This is a genomic window from Shimazuella sp. NTD248, from assembly GCF_059510395.1.
This window is the reverse complement of sequence record NZ_JCAJZT010000003.1, coordinates 117,098-134,170: the sequence shown is the minus strand read 5'-3', so window position 1 is coordinate 134,170 and position 17,073 is coordinate 117,098. Positions and strand designations below refer to the sequence as shown.

The 17,073-nt window shown below is 35.8% G+C and carries 17 protein-coding genes; 6 read left to right on the top strand and 11 right to left on the bottom strand.

Annotated features, from left to right (window positions below):
* Nucleotides 1-250: 250 nt before the first annotated feature.
* Nucleotides 251-1,006: a hypothetical protein gene (locus tag AC5WOE_RS07920; RefSeq protein ID WP_496050471.1), complete on the top strand. Its 756-nt coding sequence runs from the start codon at nt 251-253 to the stop codon at nt 1,004-1,006.
* Here AC5WOE_RS07920 and AC5WOE_RS07915 read toward each other — a convergent pair.
* The 4 genes from AC5WOE_RS07915 to AC5WOE_RS07900 all read right to left on the bottom strand — a co-directional run bounded on the left by AC5WOE_RS07915 (nt 1,003) and on the right by AC5WOE_RS07900 (nt 6,098).
* On the bottom strand, nt 1,003-1,761 hold the full coding sequence (locus tag AC5WOE_RS07915) for an MBL fold metallo-hydrolase (protein ID WP_496052307.1): 759 nt from the start codon (nt 1,759-1,761) through the stop codon (nt 1,003-1,005). The two genes, AC5WOE_RS07920 and AC5WOE_RS07915, sit on opposite strands and share 4 nt — an antisense overlap.
* A 133-nt stretch (nt 1,762-1,894) precedes the next feature.
* On the bottom strand, nt 1,895-2,803 hold the full coding sequence (gene trhO, locus AC5WOE_RS07910; RefSeq protein ID WP_496052306.1) for an oxygen-dependent tRNA uridine(34) hydroxylase TrhO: 909 nt from the start codon (nt 2,801-2,803) through the stop codon (nt 1,895-1,897).
* A gap of 843 nt (nt 2,804-3,646) precedes the next feature.
* Complete coding sequence (locus AC5WOE_RS07905; protein WP_496052305.1) at nt 3,647-5,167, bottom strand: MDR family MFS transporter; 1,521 nt, start codon at nt 5,165-5,167, stop codon at nt 3,647-3,649.
* 121 nt (nt 5,168-5,288) lie between these two features.
* Nucleotides 5,289-6,098 (bottom strand): MBL fold metallo-hydrolase, encoded by an 810-nt coding sequence (locus AC5WOE_RS07900; RefSeq protein WP_496050466.1) that lies wholly within the window; start codon nt 6,096-6,098, stop codon nt 5,289-5,291.
* A 162-nt stretch (nt 6,099-6,260) separates the two neighbouring features.
* Here AC5WOE_RS07900 and AC5WOE_RS07895 point away from each other — a divergent pair, with 162 nt between their 5' ends.
* The 3 genes from AC5WOE_RS07895 (at nt 6,261) to AC5WOE_RS07885 (ending at nt 9,344) form a co-directional block, all read left to right on the top strand.
* Complete coding sequence (locus AC5WOE_RS07895; RefSeq protein ID WP_496052304.1) at nt 6,261-7,085, top strand: cupredoxin domain-containing protein; 825 nt, start codon at nt 6,261-6,263, stop codon at nt 7,083-7,085.
* A 137-nt stretch (nt 7,086-7,222) separates the two neighbouring features.
* Nucleotides 7,223-7,600: a DUF4383 domain-containing protein gene (locus tag AC5WOE_RS07890; protein ID WP_496050463.1), complete on the top strand. Its 378-nt coding sequence runs from the start codon at nt 7,223-7,225 to the stop codon at nt 7,598-7,600.
* 154 nt (nt 7,601-7,754) lie between these two features.
* On the top strand, nt 7,755-9,344 hold the full coding sequence (locus AC5WOE_RS07885) for a M4 family metallopeptidase (protein ID WP_496052303.1): 1,590 nt from the start codon (nt 7,755-7,757) through the stop codon (nt 9,342-9,344).
* Nucleotides 9,345-9,446: 102 nt separating this feature from the next.
* On the opposite strand, the gene AC5WOE_RS07880 is transcribed toward AC5WOE_RS07885, so the two are convergent.
* The 6 genes from AC5WOE_RS07880 to AC5WOE_RS07855 form a co-directional block, all read right to left on the bottom strand.
* A complete protein-coding gene (locus tag AC5WOE_RS07880) occupies nt 9,447-10,388 on the bottom strand; it encodes a DNA-3-methyladenine glycosylase family protein (protein WP_496052302.1) in 942 nt (313 codons plus the stop codon).
* A complete protein-coding gene (locus AC5WOE_RS07875) occupies nt 10,348-10,914 on the bottom strand; it encodes a methylated-DNA--[protein]-cysteine S-methyltransferase (RefSeq protein ID WP_496050460.1) in 567 nt (188 codons plus the stop codon). Before AC5WOE_RS07875 ends, AC5WOE_RS07880 begins: the two co-directional genes overlap by 41 nt.
* The gene (locus AC5WOE_RS07870; protein WP_496050459.1) at nt 10,904-11,485 is read right to left on the bottom strand and encodes a bifunctional transcriptional activator/DNA repair enzyme AdaA; all 582 of its coding nucleotides are present in this window, start codon (nt 11,483-11,485) and stop codon (nt 10,904-10,906) included. The genes AC5WOE_RS07875 and AC5WOE_RS07870 overlap by 11 nt, the downstream gene beginning before the upstream one ends.
* A 155-nt stretch (nt 11,486-11,640) precedes the next feature.
* On the bottom strand, nt 11,641-11,967 hold the full coding sequence (locus AC5WOE_RS07865; protein ID WP_496052492.1) for an ArsR/SmtB family transcription factor: 327 nt from the start codon (nt 11,965-11,967) through the stop codon (nt 11,641-11,643).
* On the bottom strand, nt 11,964-12,389 hold the full coding sequence (locus AC5WOE_RS07860; RefSeq protein WP_496050458.1) for an SRPBCC family protein: 426 nt from the start codon (nt 12,387-12,389) through the stop codon (nt 11,964-11,966). Before AC5WOE_RS07860 ends, AC5WOE_RS07865 begins: the two co-directional genes overlap by 4 nt.
* Nucleotides 12,390-12,476: 87 nt before the next feature.
* On the bottom strand, nt 12,477-13,661 hold the full coding sequence (locus AC5WOE_RS07855; RefSeq protein WP_496052301.1) for an MFS transporter: 1,185 nt from the start codon (nt 13,659-13,661) through the stop codon (nt 12,477-12,479).
* A gap of 290 nt (nt 13,662-13,951) precedes the next feature.
* Here AC5WOE_RS07855 and AC5WOE_RS07850 point away from each other — a divergent pair, with 290 nt between their 5' ends.
* Nucleotides 13,952-14,206: a hypothetical protein gene (locus tag AC5WOE_RS07850; protein ID WP_496052300.1), complete on the top strand. Its 255-nt coding sequence runs from the start codon at nt 13,952-13,954 to the stop codon at nt 14,204-14,206.
* Between the two features lie 348 nt (nt 14,207-14,554).
* Here AC5WOE_RS07850 and AC5WOE_RS07845 read toward each other — a convergent pair whose 3' ends face one another.
* Nucleotides 14,555-15,334 carry an SMI1/KNR4 family protein gene (locus tag AC5WOE_RS07845; RefSeq protein ID WP_496052299.1) on the bottom strand — a complete coding sequence of 260 codons (780 nt, stop codon included), beginning with the start codon at nt 15,332-15,334 and terminating at the stop codon, nt 14,555-14,557.
* A 351-nt stretch (nt 15,335-15,685) separates the two neighbouring features.
* On the opposite strand from AC5WOE_RS07845, the gene AC5WOE_RS07840 reads away from it, so the two are divergent.
* Complete coding sequence (locus AC5WOE_RS07840) at nt 15,686-16,963, top strand: helix-turn-helix domain-containing protein (protein WP_496050454.1); 1,278 nt, start codon at nt 15,686-15,688, stop codon at nt 16,961-16,963.
* Nucleotides 16,964-17,073 lie beyond the last annotated feature (110 nt).

The window sequence follows — 17,073 nt, the reverse complement described above, 5'->3', positions numbered from 1 at the left end:
GATACCTGCAAATAAATCCATGTCCATCGTTTGAATTTTCTATTATATACATACTGTGTTATAGTAGCAGTAGAAATGTTCCCACAAAGGAGATTTGAATTACGTAAATAGGTTATTTGCAAAATAATAGAATAAAAACAAAGCCGCCCAATGATAGGCGGTTTATTTTTAACAATAAGAAACTGCTTCCTTTGGCTAGAAGAAATTATATGTTTGGTCACTGTTGAATTATAGAAGGGAGGCATAGAGTTTGATAAAAGAAGTGGAAAAAATCGCTAATCAGGTAGTGGGAGTATACCGAACTCACACCAGTAACAATTTTATTGGTCTTATTGTTCATGGCTCAGCGATGAAAGGTGGATTTATCAAAGGATCTAGCGATATTGATTTTCAATTGTTCTTAGAAGATAAGATTTTTGAGGAAAATGGGATGCTTCCTCTAGATTTATATCTGAAAATCCATCAAGATCTGGCTAATATAAATACCTCTCCATTTCGATACATTCAATGTAAAGCGTTATCAAAAAAATTGCCAAGAGATTACGTTGGGCCAGTAGCTGGTACATATAAAATAGTAGCAGGGAGACTACCAGTTCCAGAAGCAACTAACGAACAACTAAAACAATCTGCTCACGAATCCTTGATAAAGCTAACAGAGACACCCGAGTATCTTTCTTCACTATTGGATCATGGCAAAGATCGGTTAACTCACCTAATTCGACTTCTATGCACAAGGGTTTCACCTTTGATATATCAAATATTAGCTATAGAACATAAAAATGCTATCCAAATATGGAATATGCCAAAAAACATGGCAATCCACTGTCTTCCGAAACAGCAACTTAAAGAGAGTGCTAGGGCATTTTATAACCATGCGAATACTTATTATCCAAAAGAAACATCCATCTACGAAGCATTAGAAATGGTAAAACATGCAGTTTTATTTATGCGACACGCCAAAAGTTGGTATAAAGAAAAAATGTGGAGTATCGAAAACCAGCATTAAAGCAATTTATTTTTATGACAATGGTACAACTCAAGTATACGATCATTAGCGTCTAGATCGAATATTCCGCCATGGTAACATAGGACAGTTTCAATATCATAATGAGTCAAGCGGCCGATAGACTCTATTGCTTTTTTCATATCGAAAGTGAGTAATGGGGAAGGGATAACTAGTTCATTGTTCTCTACTGCCAGAGCATCTCCTGCAATTAGCGTTTTACTAACCTTATGATAATAGCTTGTATGGCCAATCGTATGTCCTGGTGTATCTATAACTTTAATTCCTCCAAAAAACGGAAGCTCATCCCCGCCTATTACGGTTTTATCTACTTTTGCGGTAGGGGGATTTTCTAATGTATGTTGAAACGCTTGTTTCCATTGTAAAGAAACATCTGAAGGGAGATTCTTTATCGCTATTGCAATGGCTTCTGGTGTAAGCTTCTGTAATGTTTTTTCTCCTTGTATATATGGTTTTTCTAATAAAGGAGCGATTACTTCTATAGGATGAGAGGATATGTTAAGGAGATTGGACACATTACCAATGTGATCTATATCTTGGTGAGTAAGGATAATTTTTTCAACAAATGACAAAGATGAACCAACTTTCTCTAGTGCTTGTTGAAGGAGAGAAAGTTGGCCTGGATACCCTGTATCAATCAATACCGAAAAATTATCTTCTTGCAAAAGAGCAGGGAAGATGGTATTACTTTTACCCATCATGGTAGTAGTTAACTTTAGTGGAATCAGTTTGGACATTGTATTACCTCCAAAGTAAATGATATAACTATTTTACTCCAGAGTATTATCCGAATCAAAATTATAACACAAATAATGAGATTTGTCAAGTTTTATTATAAAAAATACCCCGCTACAAGCAGGATAATGAAACTCAAGCTTTTTGCTTTTCAACAACTAACTCTTCGCATTTTTTTGAGCAAAAATGTTGGTGTTCATCTTGACAAGTAGGGCAGACGATGTGTTGTCGATGGCAAAAATCATTAGCGCAATTGATATATGTTTCGGCTGGTTGATCACAGTGATAACATTTTCCGATGACAGTAGGTGCTACCTGATTGACCGGAACAGAAATCCGCTCATCAAATACATAGCATTTCCCATCGAATAATTCTCCTTTTACTTCAGGATCTTTGCCATACGTAATAATGCCTCCATCCAGTTGAGCTACATCCTCAAAGCCTTCAGAAATGAGAAAACTAGTCAGTTTTTCGCACCTAATTCCACCTGTGCAATAGGTTATGATTTTTTTATCTTTGTATTCATTGAGGTTATCGCGGACCCATTCCGGAAACTCTCTCGTTGTGTTTACATCGGGTCGGATGGCACCACGGAAATGACCAAGATCATACTCAAATTCATTTCTTCCGTCAATGATGATCACATCATCACGTTTCAAATGCTCATTAAACTCTTTCGGGGACAAATGTTTCCCTGTGATTTCACTCGGATCAACTTCTTGATCCAATCTCCAAGTTACTACTTCTTTACGAGGTCTGACTGAAAGCTTTTTAAAAGCATGATCATCATGTTCATCAATCTTAAATTTCATATCGTGAAATAGAGGATGCTGATGCATGAAATCCATATATTTGTCTGTATCTTCTTTAGTGCCAGAGACAGTACCATTTATCCCTTCGTAAGCGATCAACACTCTGCCTTTTAGGTTCAATTCTTTACAAAAAGCTAGATGCTGTTTAGTGAATGTCTCGTGATCTTCGATATGAACATATTTATAATATAACAACACTTGGTATTTCTCTGTTGTTGTGAGTGTACTCATGATTTTTCTCCCTTTCCATGCAAATAAATCATTCAACATTTTACCACAAGAAAGGTAAAAAAGCATGGGGAAGAGCTGATTTTGATTTTTTCAAAAACATAGGTATATGCGATTTTTATTTTTTTGTATAATAAAAAAGATGAGAAATCATCTGAGTGTTTCCATTTCCCACTCAGGGGGTGAATGAGATGATTCGTTCGAAATGTCCCAAAACTGGAAAAGATGAATGCAACTGCGATTAGCTAGAAATCTGGCAAAGTATCTACTATGAGATGTAAACGAAACAACCTTAGGTTCTTACTAGGGTTGTTTTTTATTAAGCGGAAAACACTCTTCCTCCAAGAATAGAGAGAGGATGTAAGGTTGTTATCTTTGATTGATTTATTTCAGATATTAAAACACAGGTTAAGAACTTTCTTTTGGATGGAAAAGCATCAATAATAATAGGACAAAAGCAAATAATAACAAAAAAATTGGATCAGTATCTATTCCACAAGCTACAACGTTACAAAATGTTAATTTTGTAACGTTAATTAGGGAGAAAACAAAGGAGATTGGACTCATCTCGATGTCCATGTAACCCTCCTATTTCATCTCTTTAGAAAAAGTTAACTATAGTATTGAGAAATAAAAGAAAAAAACGAAATCTAATAAGAATAAATTAAGCGAATTAGCCTAGTAGTGATTAGCACTCTTGACTATTTGTAAATTCATAGAATCATATGTTTGGATGTTTTTTATTCAAGACAAATCAACCACTCCCTCTTTTTGGTAAATCAAATACAATTGTATTCAAAAGCATAAGCAGCCCAGTACTAGTCACTCGGCTGTTGTATATACTCACTATTCATCTATCGATTTCTTTTCAGACAATAGTACTTCTTTCTTTAAGAACCAACACAAAACAAATACAAGTATAGAGAGAATGAATGCATATAGATAAATATGCTGGAATGCACCAATGATTGCTGTCTTGATCAGGATCAGTATATCAGGAGACAAGTTAGATGGAATTTGCCCAGAGGCAATGTTGCCTATATTCGTTAAACCATGTCCAATGCCATCTAAATGAGTTGTCAGAGACGAGGATAACAAAGTCCCAAATACACTTACCCCTACTGTCGCGCCAATGGTCTGAAACAAGGGAACAGTCGCTAATGCTACTCCTTTATATTTCTCTTCTACTGATTCTTGAACAATTAAATTATCTCCACCAAATAAGACTCCCAAACCTAGGCCGGTAATCAAGAAGAAAAGAATAATATGAACTACAGTAGTGGAAATATTAATATGAGTAAATAAGTAAAAACCAACAACAGGTAAAATGAATCCTATTGCCATCAATTCACGATATCGAACTTTTGTCAATAAGAAACCACAAATGATAGACGAAACGACTGCACCTACCATTAATGGTAGTGATAAGTAACCAGCATTCGTGGGTGTTAACCCTAGTACATGTTGTGCATAATAAGGGAATGATGAAAAAGATCCCATCAGCCCTACGCCAACGGCAAACACAATTAATGACAACACTAAGATATTTCTGTTTTTAAATAAATGCAATGGGATAATTGGTTCTTTCACTTTTGATTCTACCCAAATAAATATACCAATTAAGACGATCCCAAGGAAAATCAAGCCGAGTATAACTGGAGAACTCCAAGTAAATCCTTGATTTTCAACCAATACAGGTGTAATTAACAATGTCACTATCGAAGCCATAAGCAAAAACGCCCCAGCCCAATCGATAATTACTTTTTTTGTTTGCGTGGTTTCTTTTAAACCAATCAAAAGTAATACAGCTGCTAAAACACCTACCGGAATATTGATAAAAAATATCCAATTCCAATTCATTTGATCAACAAAGAATCCTCCCATCATCGGGCCTAACAACATCGGGATAAACATAATCGGTCCCATGAACCCTTGGAGCTTTGCCCTCTGTTCAATCGGAAATAAATCACTTGAGATTGTCATCGCAAGCGGCATTAACCCCCCTGCCCCCATCCCTTGAATGCCTCGGCCTATTAATAATAACGTCATCGAATGCGATAAACCGCATATGATTGAACCACTTATAAACAAAAGCATCGCTAGTAGATAAATCTTTCTTCGACCAAATAAATCGGACAACTTACCAAGAATGGGCATAAACGCTGACATGGATAGCATATACACGCCAGCAACCCAACCATATAAGGGCAACCCTCCTAAATCACGAATAATGGTTGGCAATGCTGTATTAACAACCGTTTCATCCAGCTCAGAAAAAATCAAACCTAACATCAGTCCGATCATTACTAAAATGCGATTACTTCGAGGAGGTATATACGCATTTGCCGAAACACTTACATTTTCCATATTATCGTTCCTTTCGCTCGTTCTATTGGCTACTATAAAGGGAATTTATGAATAGAACATGAACAAAAGCAATCAACTATAAAAATAGACAAGTGCCCCCTTATCAGGAGCACTTGTGGAGTTAGGCTTCTAAGTATTTTTTATATCGTTTAGCTGAGGCTTTTAATCTCTCTTTTGCATTTTCCCAAATAAATCTTTCTCTCCAAGCCCCATGGATTCGATCAAATTCATATGTTTCTAACTTGGTTACAATTCTTTTTATGGTATTACAGGAAAGAGGAATATGATTAGGATAACTGTACATAAAACTAAGATAATGGCGGTCACTGTTAACTTGTATAACATCTCCGGTTAATAAACTTCCTCTTCCTTCTGCGCCTTGTTTCCATAAAAGTACTGTAGCTCCATCAAAGTGCCCACCAAGATGGATCAAATCCAAATCAGGGGTTAGCGGAAAAGTTTCTCCTTCCCAAAGGGAGATTTTATCACTGGGGCGCATGATCCAATCCACATCGGATGCATGCAAATAAATCGGAACATTAAAAGCATCTGCCCATTCTACCATGGTAGAATAATAGTGAGGATGAGAAATAGCAATAGCTTCTAGCCCACCTAAATCTTCTACTATTTGAATGGCACGATCGTTAATATAAGGAATACAGTCCCATAAAATATTCCCTTTATCACCTGGAACCAACAAAGCTCGTTGTCCTATTCCGAAGGAACGATTTAATTCCAATCCCCATAAACCAGGTTCTTCCTCATAAGGAACCACTTCAAATCCGTCATTTTGCATGACAGCAAGTGTAGTCCATGCTTGTCCATCCCACCTTACATACTGCCTTTCGTCTTCGCAGACCAAGCATTTAAGAGGTTCCGTTACAGAGTCAGCATACTGGGTTCCACATTGTACACAAATAAATTTCGGCATGGAGATCCCCCTTTGGAGAAATGTATTTATTTGTTAACTGTATTGTAACATTTAGAGGCCGTTGTGTAACGCCTATACATTTTCCAATACTTGTATATACAAATAGGTTTATCCAACTGAATGGTCGAAATGAAATAGATAAATAAAAATGGAGGTAGATAAATGATTATCGCTTTAATTATATGTATTGTATTGATAATTGCTGCTTTTATTGGCTACCAAGTGTATATATGGAGAAAATACATACCTCCTATGAATGGGATGATGATTGCGATGACTGTAGCGATGATGGTTGCTCTTACTATCGGAATAACCATATCGTTAAGAGTTGTGAGCGATCCAACCATTACCACTATTTACATGATGGTAGTTGGAATATTTACTGGATATATCATAGGTTTCCCATTTGGAATATTGGCACAGTTAGATGGAGTGTTAGCTGGGATCATGGGAGGATTAATGGGTCCGATGACTGGATTGATGGTAACAAATAGTCATCCTAATGTGTTTATCGGTTTTTTTCTTTTGCTCTATGTATTTATAATCATCCTTGTTTACCAACTAATTCAACAAAGCATACCTTCTTCTGCTTCAAAAAAAATTAATCTTACATGGTATGTGTTTCTTCCTATTTGTTTGATCTTAACGATTCTTGCCATTATCCAATCCAGTGCAGAAACACCTCTGCTTGCAACCCAAGAAATAAAAGGCATTCAAAAAAAAGGATATCAAGAAGCAACCGTACAAGTGAACGAGAATGGATACTCGCCTTCTAGCATTTCGCTCAAAGTTGGAGTCCTTACAAAACTTCATTTCAAAAAAACAACTGAATCTGGCTGTCTTTCTTATCTTTTGATTCGAGATTTGGGAATAAACAAAGAATTAAAAAAGGGTGATAATGTTATATCCTTTACTCCAGATAAATTAGGAAAAATAACCTTTACATGCGGGATGGGAATGTACCACGGCTCCCTTACTATAGAATAAACTGAATCTATTTCTTCATTTATTAAAAACATTAATAAATAGAATATTATAAAAAATTTGTTAACAGCGTATATTATATGGTAAAATCTAACTGTGTTTGATTTTATTATCTATTATTTAAGTGAGGTGTCTGTTGTATGGTACAAGGATTTTTGCGTGTTTTTGGGGTAATATTTCTTTTGTTAGGAGTTGCTGGTTTCTTTTTACCAACAACTGGTCCTATCCACGATTTACTTCATTTAACAGCGATGCATAACATCATTCATCTACTCACTGGAGTTATCTTCTTAGCCGTTAGCGGGAGTTTCCAATGGAGCAAAACTGTTTCCATCATCTTCGGCATCGTTTATGCAGCTGTTGCGGTACTTGGTTTATTCACCACAGACATCTTCGGTCTAGTATCCGTTACTCCAACCATTGAAGTCGTACACTTCTTAGCGGCCCTTCTAGCATTATTTATTGGATTTAAAGCATCCAAGCCTGCAGCGGAAAGTAAAACAACTGAATCAGTGTAAAATGAATACACCCCATTAAGATGCTAGCTTCCACTAGCATCTTTTTTCTTATTTTTATAAATATAAACATGCGAAATAAAATTATTGGAAATCTTTTTTAAAATCGATTATACTTTATCTGTAAAAAAAATACAATTTATCAGGAGTTGAATGAATGAAAATTCGCTGGTTTTCTGCTTCACTATCTGCTTGTCTAGCTGCTACTTTGACACTTACTTCCTGGTCTGATTTTGCAACTGCAAAGGAAAATCTAAGTGTCCGTTATCATCCAGTTTATAAAACAGCTTCCTTTATAGAGGAAAATTGGTCATCATCCAAACGAACAATAGCTCCTAATGAATTGATATGGGATTACTTAAATGCAAGAAAAAATCTCTTGAAATTTGCCAATCAAGCCCAAGATAACTTTCAATTAGAGAGCAAAAATACAGATAATTTAGGAATGTCTCATTATCGCTTGCAACAAGTACATTTAGGTATTCCGGTATATGGATCAGAACAAACCGTACATTTCAATCGTGCAAATATCGTTACTAACTACATGGGTCAAGTAATTCCAAATATTAACCTTCCAGCTTTTCAACATATCAAGCATATCTCCACTTCTACAGCAATCTCCATCGCAAAAAAACAAACCCAGCCAGTAAAACAATATTTGTACCAACCTACTTCCCAACTAGTAGTTTTTCCTTACCGTAAATCATTTACTTATGCCTATGTGATCAAGCTTGCTTACTTATCTCCTCAACCAACAATTTGGCAATATTTCATTGATGCAAAAAGTGGGAAAGTTTTGGATAAAATCAATATTCTTCACGAAATCAATGGAGAAGGAAATGGTGTAAAAGGAGATAAAAAAACCTTTGAGATCACAAAGGACGGTAATTTATACTATCTCAAAGATCAAATTCGCAACATTTCCACTTATGATGCAGAACATGAAAATGAAAACTCACCTGTTATTACAGGTAAATTAGTTTCTAGTAAAACCAAAACTTTTTCAGATCCTTCATCAGTGGATGCACATGCATATGCAGAAGTAACCTATAATTTCTACAAAAACAGCTTCGGTAGAAACAGCTTTGATGGCAAAGGAAGTGCTATCAAGTCATATGTTCATGTGGGTGACAAATGGAATAATGCAGCTTGGGATGGAGAAAAAATGATTTATGGTGATGGAGATGGAAAAACATTTATTTCTCTAGCAGGAGGATTAGATGTTATTGCACACGAACTCACTCATGCAGTAACTCAATATACCGCCAATTTAGAATATCAAAATGAACCTGGAGCATTAAATGAGTCGATTTCAGACATTATGGGTGTAATGGTAGATTCCGATGACTGGTTACTTGGTGAAGATATCTATACGCCAAATAAACCTGGGGATGCCCTCCGTTCCATGGCAGACCCAACCAAATACAATCAACCTGACAACTATGATGATCGATACTTAGGCTGGCAAGATAATGGTGGCGTTCATATTAATAGCGGAATAAATAACAAGGCTGCCTATTTGATCGCAGCCGGCGGAACTCAATATGGTGTTACAGTAGAGGGTATTGGAAGAGCTAAAACAAAAGCAATCTACTACCGTGCACTTACAAATTATCTAACACCTACTTCTCAATTTATCGATATGCGTGATGCGGCTATTCAATCAGCTAAAGACCTTTATGGAGCGAACTCCAAAGAAGTAACATCAGTAAGTAAAGCATATGACGCTGTAGGGGTTAGCGAGTAAAAAAACAAAAAACAAGAGGACCTTATCGTCCCTCTTGTTTTTTGTTTCAATAAAACGAACCCTTCTATAGACCTATACTGCTTCTAATAGAAAAAGAATGATCTACAAATCATCTAAACTTCTCCAAAGATAGAACACGGCATAGGACTCCCAGTTTTTCCAAGGAATAAAAAGGCTATGAATCTCGTTTATTTTCGGCTTTTCTTTTCGTTGAAGAATATTTTTCAAGGCATTGTGGAGACCTACATCTGCTACTGGAAAAGCAGATGGGCTCCGAAAACAACGCATCATGGCATAATGAGCAGTCCATGGGCCAATCCCGCGAATCGATAATAATTTTTGTTCTGCTTTCTTTAAATCAAGTAGTAGATTTTCTTTTGACAAATTTCCTTTTTCTATCTCTTTTGCGATTCCGACGATATACTCAGCTTTTTTCTGTGTGAATTGTAACTTACGTAACTGCTCAATTGTATCGTGCTTAAAGTCACCAGGACTCGGAAACTTCCAATACTTTCTCCCATTCCACTCATAAGGTGTTCCAAAGTTCTCCACAAATCTTCTTTTTAACGTGTAAGCAAATGTAAGATTAATTTGCTGTCCAATAACAGCCCAACTAAGAGCTTCAAACAAATCAGGAATCCCGACAATACGAAGTCCATTATATTGAGTCACTAGATTTTCTAAAATGGCATCTCCAGTGGCTAGTTCATAAAACAAATGAAGCGGTGTATCTAAATCTAACCAATCTTTTATATAGTTCACTAGGAGAACAAACTCTTGTTCCGTCTTTGGGTGCTGATCCACAAAACGAATTTGCAATTCTTCAGAGTTCGGTTGGCTTACTTCTATTAAAATCAATTGTCCTTCTATATCTAATAATTTTAAAACCTTTTTATCTAATACATAATGGAGTACTTCGATTGATGATCGCGATAAATATCGAAGTACTTCATCAAAACTAAATTCCTTTGGTAGTGGGATATACACACAGTCCTGCTCTTGTCTAAAATTGGAAGCGTAAATGCCCTTTGTCGATATAGTCATCGTATCCCTCCAGATGAAGTAATCTTTTTTTAATTTCTAGACCTCCTCCAAATCCAGTGAGCGTTTTGTTTTTTCCTATCACCCGATGACAAGGTACTACAATCGGTATGGGATTTGTTCCATTGGCTGTGCCTACTGCCCTTAAAGCTTTCGAGTTTCCAATAGCTTCAGCTATATCCGCATAACTTCTAGTTTCACCATGTGGAATTTGTTCAAGAGCTTTCCATACCTTGATCCGGAATGCCGTACCACGCAAATCTAATGGAAGGTTAAAATTTTTCCGCTTTCCATGGAAGTAATCTTTTAATTGTTGCACATATTCTGAAACCTCCTGTTGTCCTTCCTGCAAATTGGCATCAGGAATAATTTTATTAACCCAAGCTTCTAGATCATCCAATGATTCGCTTGGCCATAGAACTCTGCACAACCCTTTCTCCGTTGCTGCTAGATAAAACTTGCGGTTTTGGAAAAAGGGAGTGACTACTTCTCCCCAATATACATTTGTTTTTTTAGAGTTAGAATACAATGCTTTCCCCTTCTTTCTTTGCGAGTTCTCGATAATGGTTAGGTGACATGTCTGTATATCTTTTGAAAACCATAGAAAAGTGCGATGGGCTTTGAAATCCTACTAACTTTGAAATCTTTATTATAGAGAAGTCACTTTTCTGCAAAAGTTGCTTTGCTTTTTTTATTCTTGTTTCTTGAAGAAACTTAGCTGGAGTCATTCCAGTCACATGTTTGAAAACTCGTTGCAAGTGATAAGGACTGATAACCATTTTTCGGGATAAGTATTCTAAGGTAACGGATTTTGCATAGGATTCTAAAATAATTCGTTTCACATCATAAGCAATGCAGGCATCTGGCCCTAAATTACCTAGTTGTTCAGGTCTGCATCTTTTACAAGGGCGAAAGCCTGCTTTTATTGCATCTTCCACACTTTGGAACAATAGTACATTTTCTTTCTTTGGAGTTCTGGATTTACAGGATGGTCTACAAACAATCCTTGTTGTTTTAATTGCCGTATAATAAATTCCATCATATTTGGTATCTCGCTGCACAACGGTATCATAAACGGATTCAAAAATAGCTTGATTCATAAGGATACCTCCTAGTCAATCCCATTATACTGTTTCGTATATCTGTTTGTAAGAACTTAACAATAGGATAGCAAGATTTCGATAGAGTGGAGGAATAAATTTTGTTGTAAAAACTGCATATCCATAGGATTTCATATAAAAAAAGAAGACCAAAATCAGTCTTCTTTTTTCTCTACTATATATTTGAGCATATTTAATTTGTTATCCCAAAACTGATCAAAATAAGATAACCAATTCGTCAACTCCACCAATGGTTCAACATGTAACGTATATCTCTTTTCTCTTCCCTTTTTTTCGCCCTTAACCAATTGAGCTTCTGATAAGATAGTAAGGTGTTTCAAAACTGCTGTTCTACTCATGGGAAAATGCTTACTTATTTCTGCAATGGGCATTTCTTGTTTGGAGAGAATCTGTAAAAGTTTTCTTCTCGTGGGATCTGCAATTGCTTGAAAAACATCATACTTTGATGCTACTGACATTATTCTTCTACTACTTTACGAAGATTGGACTCAACGAGTGCATCCCAACCTTCACCCATCGTTTTACGGATAACGGAATGCTTTTGGTTAGCTTTTGGAACAATCTCATCTGCACCTTTCCATCCATCATGAGTTAAGGTGAATTCCGTCTTTCCTGATACCTCTTTTAATTCAAATGAAACCACCCATCCATCTTCATCCCAAGCAAAAGTTAGTTTGTTAGGTGGATCAATTTCTAAAACTCTACATGGTGATGGACCAAATGGGGATTGTAAATAAAATGTATGTCCTGCGATAGCTTGAAAATCATTTGGCATAAACCAAGAAGCTAGACCTTCAGCAGTAGATACTACATCCCAAACTTTTTCAATTGGTGCATCATATAAGACAGATTTTGTTATAGCAGGTAGTGTAGTTTTTGTCATGATTATCCTCCTAGAAATAAAACCATTTGGTTGCATATCGGATTATATAAAATCATTTGGTTTACAGTCAATAAAATACATTTGGTACTATTTACTACTGATTGATACTGGTTTACTTTCTTTCCCCCATGTGAAAACCGTCAACACTGAGACAATGATTGCAATACTAAAAAGAATGAATATGTTAGAAACACTTGTATTTTCAGCTACTAAATAACCAATCAGCAAGGGACCTAAAACACCTCCAATTCGACCAAAAGATGCAGCCATTCCAGCACCTGTCGCTCGAATGTCATCTGGGTACTGTTCTGGTGTATATGCATATGTTGCACCCCATACCCCTAAATGGAAGTAAGATAAGAAAACTCCGGAAATAAGCAATGTATATTGTGTATCTGCGTTTCCAAAAAAATATGCACTAACTGCTGTACCAATTAAAAACGCAACTAATACTGGTTTTCTACCAATTTTTTCAATTAGCAAAGCAACTGTTAAATATCCTGGAAGCTGTGCTAGTGTCATGATCAAGACATACTGAAAACTTTTAATTAATGGAAAACCCTTTAATACCAATACACTTGGTAACCACAAAAACAATCCATAGTAAGAGAAAACGACACAAAACCACAATACCCATAACACTATTGTTTGTTTTCGATATGGATTCGCCCAAACTTTACGAATGCTTTCCCAAATACCTAGTCTTTTTGGTGAGGTGATAGTAGATTCATCAGTCAATTGACTCCGTAAGTAAAATACATAAAAAGCGGGCAGTGCAGTTAGAATCATTGCCACTTGCCACCCATATTTAGGAATCACAAAGTAAGAAATGACTGCTGCTACCAGCCAACCCACTGCCCAAAAGCTTTCCAGAAGTACTACCATTCTCCCTCTTTTTTCTAGCGATACTGATTCAGATACCAAGGTAGTTGCAACCGGTAGCTCTCCACCTAAGCCTAGTCCTATAAAAAAACGAAAAACCAAAAACGACCACAAAGTTGTGGTAAGTGCTGTTAATCCACTAGCTACAGAAAATAAAAGCAAGGTAATCATAAAAACTGCTTTTCGACCAATTCGATCCGCTAATAATCCAAAAACAAATGCTCCGATTGCCATTCCAATAGAATTAATACTACCAATCCAACCGATCTCATTGGCACTTAAACTCCATTCTGATTTTATTGCTGCGATGATAAAGGACAGTATACCAACATCCATCGAATCAAATAAAAAACCAAGTCCAGCTAACCACAGTAATTTTTTAGAGGACAACCCAACACCTCCCTACGAATGAACAAAACACTTTTCAAATGAAATATTTCCTTTTTTTGCTAAAATTAAACATCAAAAATCTACCGACTACCGAAATAAGGCAAAGGTTCTGAAGGACATGTACGTGTCATTTCGGACCAATGATCTTCAGGAACATGCCATTGCAATTAGTCGAGTTGATTTCTTCCTTCTTTCTCCTGTTTTGTGTTTCTCTTTTTATTCGACAAAAAAAGCCTATAGACCTTAGAGATCTATAGTGAAATCATTAGCTAAAAAACAAGCTATTTACTTTGATTGATTGGGTTTATTACTGGAATCGTTGGAACCATATTGCTGTCAATTGGCGGTATCAAGATAGTAGTTATTGGTCAATCTTACCTGGTCTTATCATTTCAGGAATCGGTCAAGGGATCACTTGGACCTGTATGTGGATTGTTGCTTCAATGGGAGTTGCTGATGAGGAGCAAGTTGTTGCTTCCGCAATGGCTTCAACTGCTTTAAACATCGGAAATGCTGTAGGTATGGCTATTAATTGCGATTGCTAATATTGGGACTCAGGGAAAGGCTGGAGAAGCATTAATATCCGCTCTAGCCTCAGGAGGATGAACTACTTTTTACTTAGCAGCAATAGGAATGCTAGTTGGATTAATCGTTGCTTTAACACTACCGCGTTCAAAAGCGAAGAAAATAAATCAAGAGTTAGCCAGTTAATAAATGAATGTAGCCTGTAATTGAATATAAAGCTTTCAACAGAGTAGGTTGGGATGTTGGGTGACAGGAGTGTGTTACCTGACATCCCTAGCTTCAGAAGGGTATACATTTGAGTGAAAAGTGAATAAATTGTTATGGGCCTGTTATTCTTTGTTACCTTCACATTTTTCAGACTACAAACATCAATCATTTGTTTTAGATACAAAAAATTGAAACCATTTCCTCCACTTTTCCGCAGTTTCCCCTTCCCCATCTATACCTTCATCTGTTAGGAAAGGACCATATTGCCAGCTTTCATTGCCAATGCAATAAAGCGAAGTTATTTGATCAATAAAGACATGAAAGGAATCTGAGAGATAAGTCACCTCTTCTGTTTCGTGATCCCAGTACACAACAGGTGGTTCCCCTTCTGTAAGCAAATCAAATGCAATAACATCTCCATTATCCACGGACATAAACTTTAATTTATTATGTAAGGAAGAACGATATTGTTTACTATTTTTCCAATTTTCCTCAGATTCCTTGGTGGATTTTTCATAATCATCTGGATTACCCGAACCAGTTACACGCCAGATTATTTCCATAGCTGATTGATATTCATTATAGTCATTTCCTCTGGCATCCATTTTTTCAGCACGAGATTCTAAATCCTCTAAATTAAAATCATCGATACCCCAGCGAATGGTTCCTGAACTTATACCTTCAAACTCTTCAGGAATCGTATCTTCTACCTCTTCATACATATTCCAATAAAGATCAACTCCCTTAGAAAAATGAAGAAGTGTATGTCGAAAAGTCGCAGGTAATGCATAGCCCAGCTGTTCTTCTATTTGTTCTACTTCCTTAACAGTTGCAGGAGGTTGAATGGTAAGTGGATAAATATTCTCCTTTGGTAACACAGGAAGAATTTTCTCATGTGCAGAATTCCAGATTTCTACCCATTTCTTATATCTTTCCTGCATAGTGCACTCTCCTTCTACTTTCCCGAGTTATTATCTATTCACAAAAATATATTTAAACAGTCTATCTGTTTTTTACAGTACAATTCCTTTTAAGTATTTGTGTTCTAAAGTATAGTTATTAAAAATGTATGAACAGAAAATTTATAATCTTACTCCAAATTCTACCAAAATATCTGATATAATATGACGTGCCACCTACTTAATTGTCACTATATAATGTAAATGAAACAACTTCAATTATAAATGTATGATCAATTAGTAGAAAGATTCTTTTGTTAACTATCCTGCGAAAAATTAACTTTTACAATTTTAATGTGAAAATGATTAGATTTACATTAGTGAGGAATATTTATGGAAATATCGGATTACTTTATCGGTTATCTAGTACGCAAAACTAGACAGGAATTAGGATTAAACCTCAAAGATTTATCAGCAGTAGCTTCATCCAGTACGCTATCAAAGTTTGAACGGGGACAAAGCACGCTTGGAAAAGAAAAATTAGAACAGCTATTTTCCATTCTAAACATTCAAACTAAGGATATACCAAGCATGCTTAAAAAACTAAAGCAAGATCAAGCAACACAAGATCTTGTTTTTCATGGTATTGAATCCATGATTAGACAAAATGTCTATTCTTTAGCACGTTTCAAAGAAGCAGCTAACTATCTTCATTCTCAGACAACCATTATTTACCTAAAAGGAAAATATTATTTGCAACGAGGAAAATTAGAAAAGGCAAGTCAGCATTACAATGAAGTAATAAACGCTAAAGATCACGACTATATCGACATGCATTTAAATATCCTAGCTTCTGCTTATTTAGATTTAAGCTTGATCGCAGATAAAGAAAATAATTTTAACCTTGCACTGGAATATTCCGAAGAAGGAAAAAAAGCATTTCATCTAAATGGAAAAAGAAAATATGTAAAGGATGATTTAATATACAATAAAGCTCATTTCCTTCTTAAGCTTGGAAGAATAAAGGAATCGGGCTATACCCTTGATGAGATTTGGGAGAATAGATTCAGAATAGAAAATGTTTCAACCAAGACAAGAGTCTACAAGCTGATGGCAGTCCTGCTAAAGTATAGAGGTAGATATGATGAAGCAACAAATATACTAGAAGAAGCAATTGAAATAACTACTTCTAATTCTCTCGTTGACATTGGGTTTGAGTTGTGGGTTCAATTAGGTGATATTGCCTATGTAAGAGATCTATATGATTTCAGCGAAAAAGCCTACGAGATAGCATTGCTGTCTAAAAATAATCTAGAATCCAAAACCATCATTACAGAAGCACATATAAGCCTCGCTAGGCTTTATGCAAAAATTGGTTTGTACAAAAAAGCAGAGACGGAAATCCAAAGAGCAATAAACAATGCAGAACAACACAAAGATATGTACAAACTAACAAAAGCTTTGTTTTTACAAGGTAAAATACTTATCGAAAACAACTTAGAAAAAGCCATGCAGGTTTATCGCAGGACTTGGGAACTAACTAAGACCTATGACCTCAAGAGATTAGAACACAAAATCCTCTATCATTTAATCAAACATGAAAAAAATAAAGAAATCCAACAAGAACTTCTATTAAGAAGATTGGAATTAGAATTGCAAATGAACAACTGAATATTGGGATTAGGATAATAAGCATATCATTTTTTGCAACTAAGTATAATTTGAAGAAGTACTATCTAAGAAAGTTTAGAATGTACTTCTTCAGATACCTTTTCGGAAGA

Excerpts from the sequence above, each read along its gene's own strand:
- AC5WOE_RS07885 (WP_496052303.1), top strand. The coding sequence starts at position 7,755 with ATGAAAATTCGCTGGTTTTCTGCTTCACTATCTGCTTGTCTAGCTGCT.
- AC5WOE_RS07880 (WP_496052302.1), bottom strand. The coding sequence starts at position 10,388 with ATGACTATATCGACAAAGGGCATTTACGCTTCCAATTTTAGACAAGAG.
- AC5WOE_RS07845 (WP_496052299.1), bottom strand. The coding sequence starts at position 15,334 with ATGCAGGAAAGATATAAGAAATGGGTAGAAATCTGGAATTCTGCACAT.
- AC5WOE_RS07915 (WP_496052307.1), bottom strand. The coding sequence starts at position 1,761 with ATGTCCAAACTGATTCCACTAAAGTTAACTACTACCATGATGGGTAAA.
- AC5WOE_RS07890 (WP_496050463.1), top strand. The coding sequence starts at position 7,223 with ATGGTACAAGGATTTTTGCGTGTTTTTGGGGTAATATTTCTTTTGTTA.
- AC5WOE_RS07900 (WP_496050466.1), bottom strand. The coding sequence starts at position 6,098 with ATGCCGAAATTTATTTGTGTACAATGTGGAACCCAGTATGCTGACTCT.
- trhO (WP_496052306.1), bottom strand. The coding sequence starts at position 2,803 with ATGAGTACACTCACAACAACAGAGAAATACCAAGTGTTGTTATATTAT.
- AC5WOE_RS07860 (WP_496050458.1), bottom strand. The coding sequence starts at position 12,389 with ATGACAAAAACTACACTACCTGCTATAACAAAATCTGTCTTATATGAT.
- AC5WOE_RS07905 (WP_496052305.1), bottom strand. The coding sequence starts at position 5,167 with ATGGAAAATGTAAGTGTTTCGGCAAATGCGTATATACCTCCTCGAAGT.
- AC5WOE_RS07870 (WP_496050459.1), bottom strand. The coding sequence starts at position 11,485 with ATGAATCAAGCTATTTTTGAATCCGTTTATGATACCGTTGTGCAGCGA.
- AC5WOE_RS07895 (WP_496052304.1), top strand. The coding sequence starts at position 6,261 with ATGATTATCGCTTTAATTATATGTATTGTATTGATAATTGCTGCTTTT.
- AC5WOE_RS07840 (WP_496050454.1), top strand. The coding sequence starts at position 15,686 with ATGGAAATATCGGATTACTTTATCGGTTATCTAGTACGCAAAACTAGA.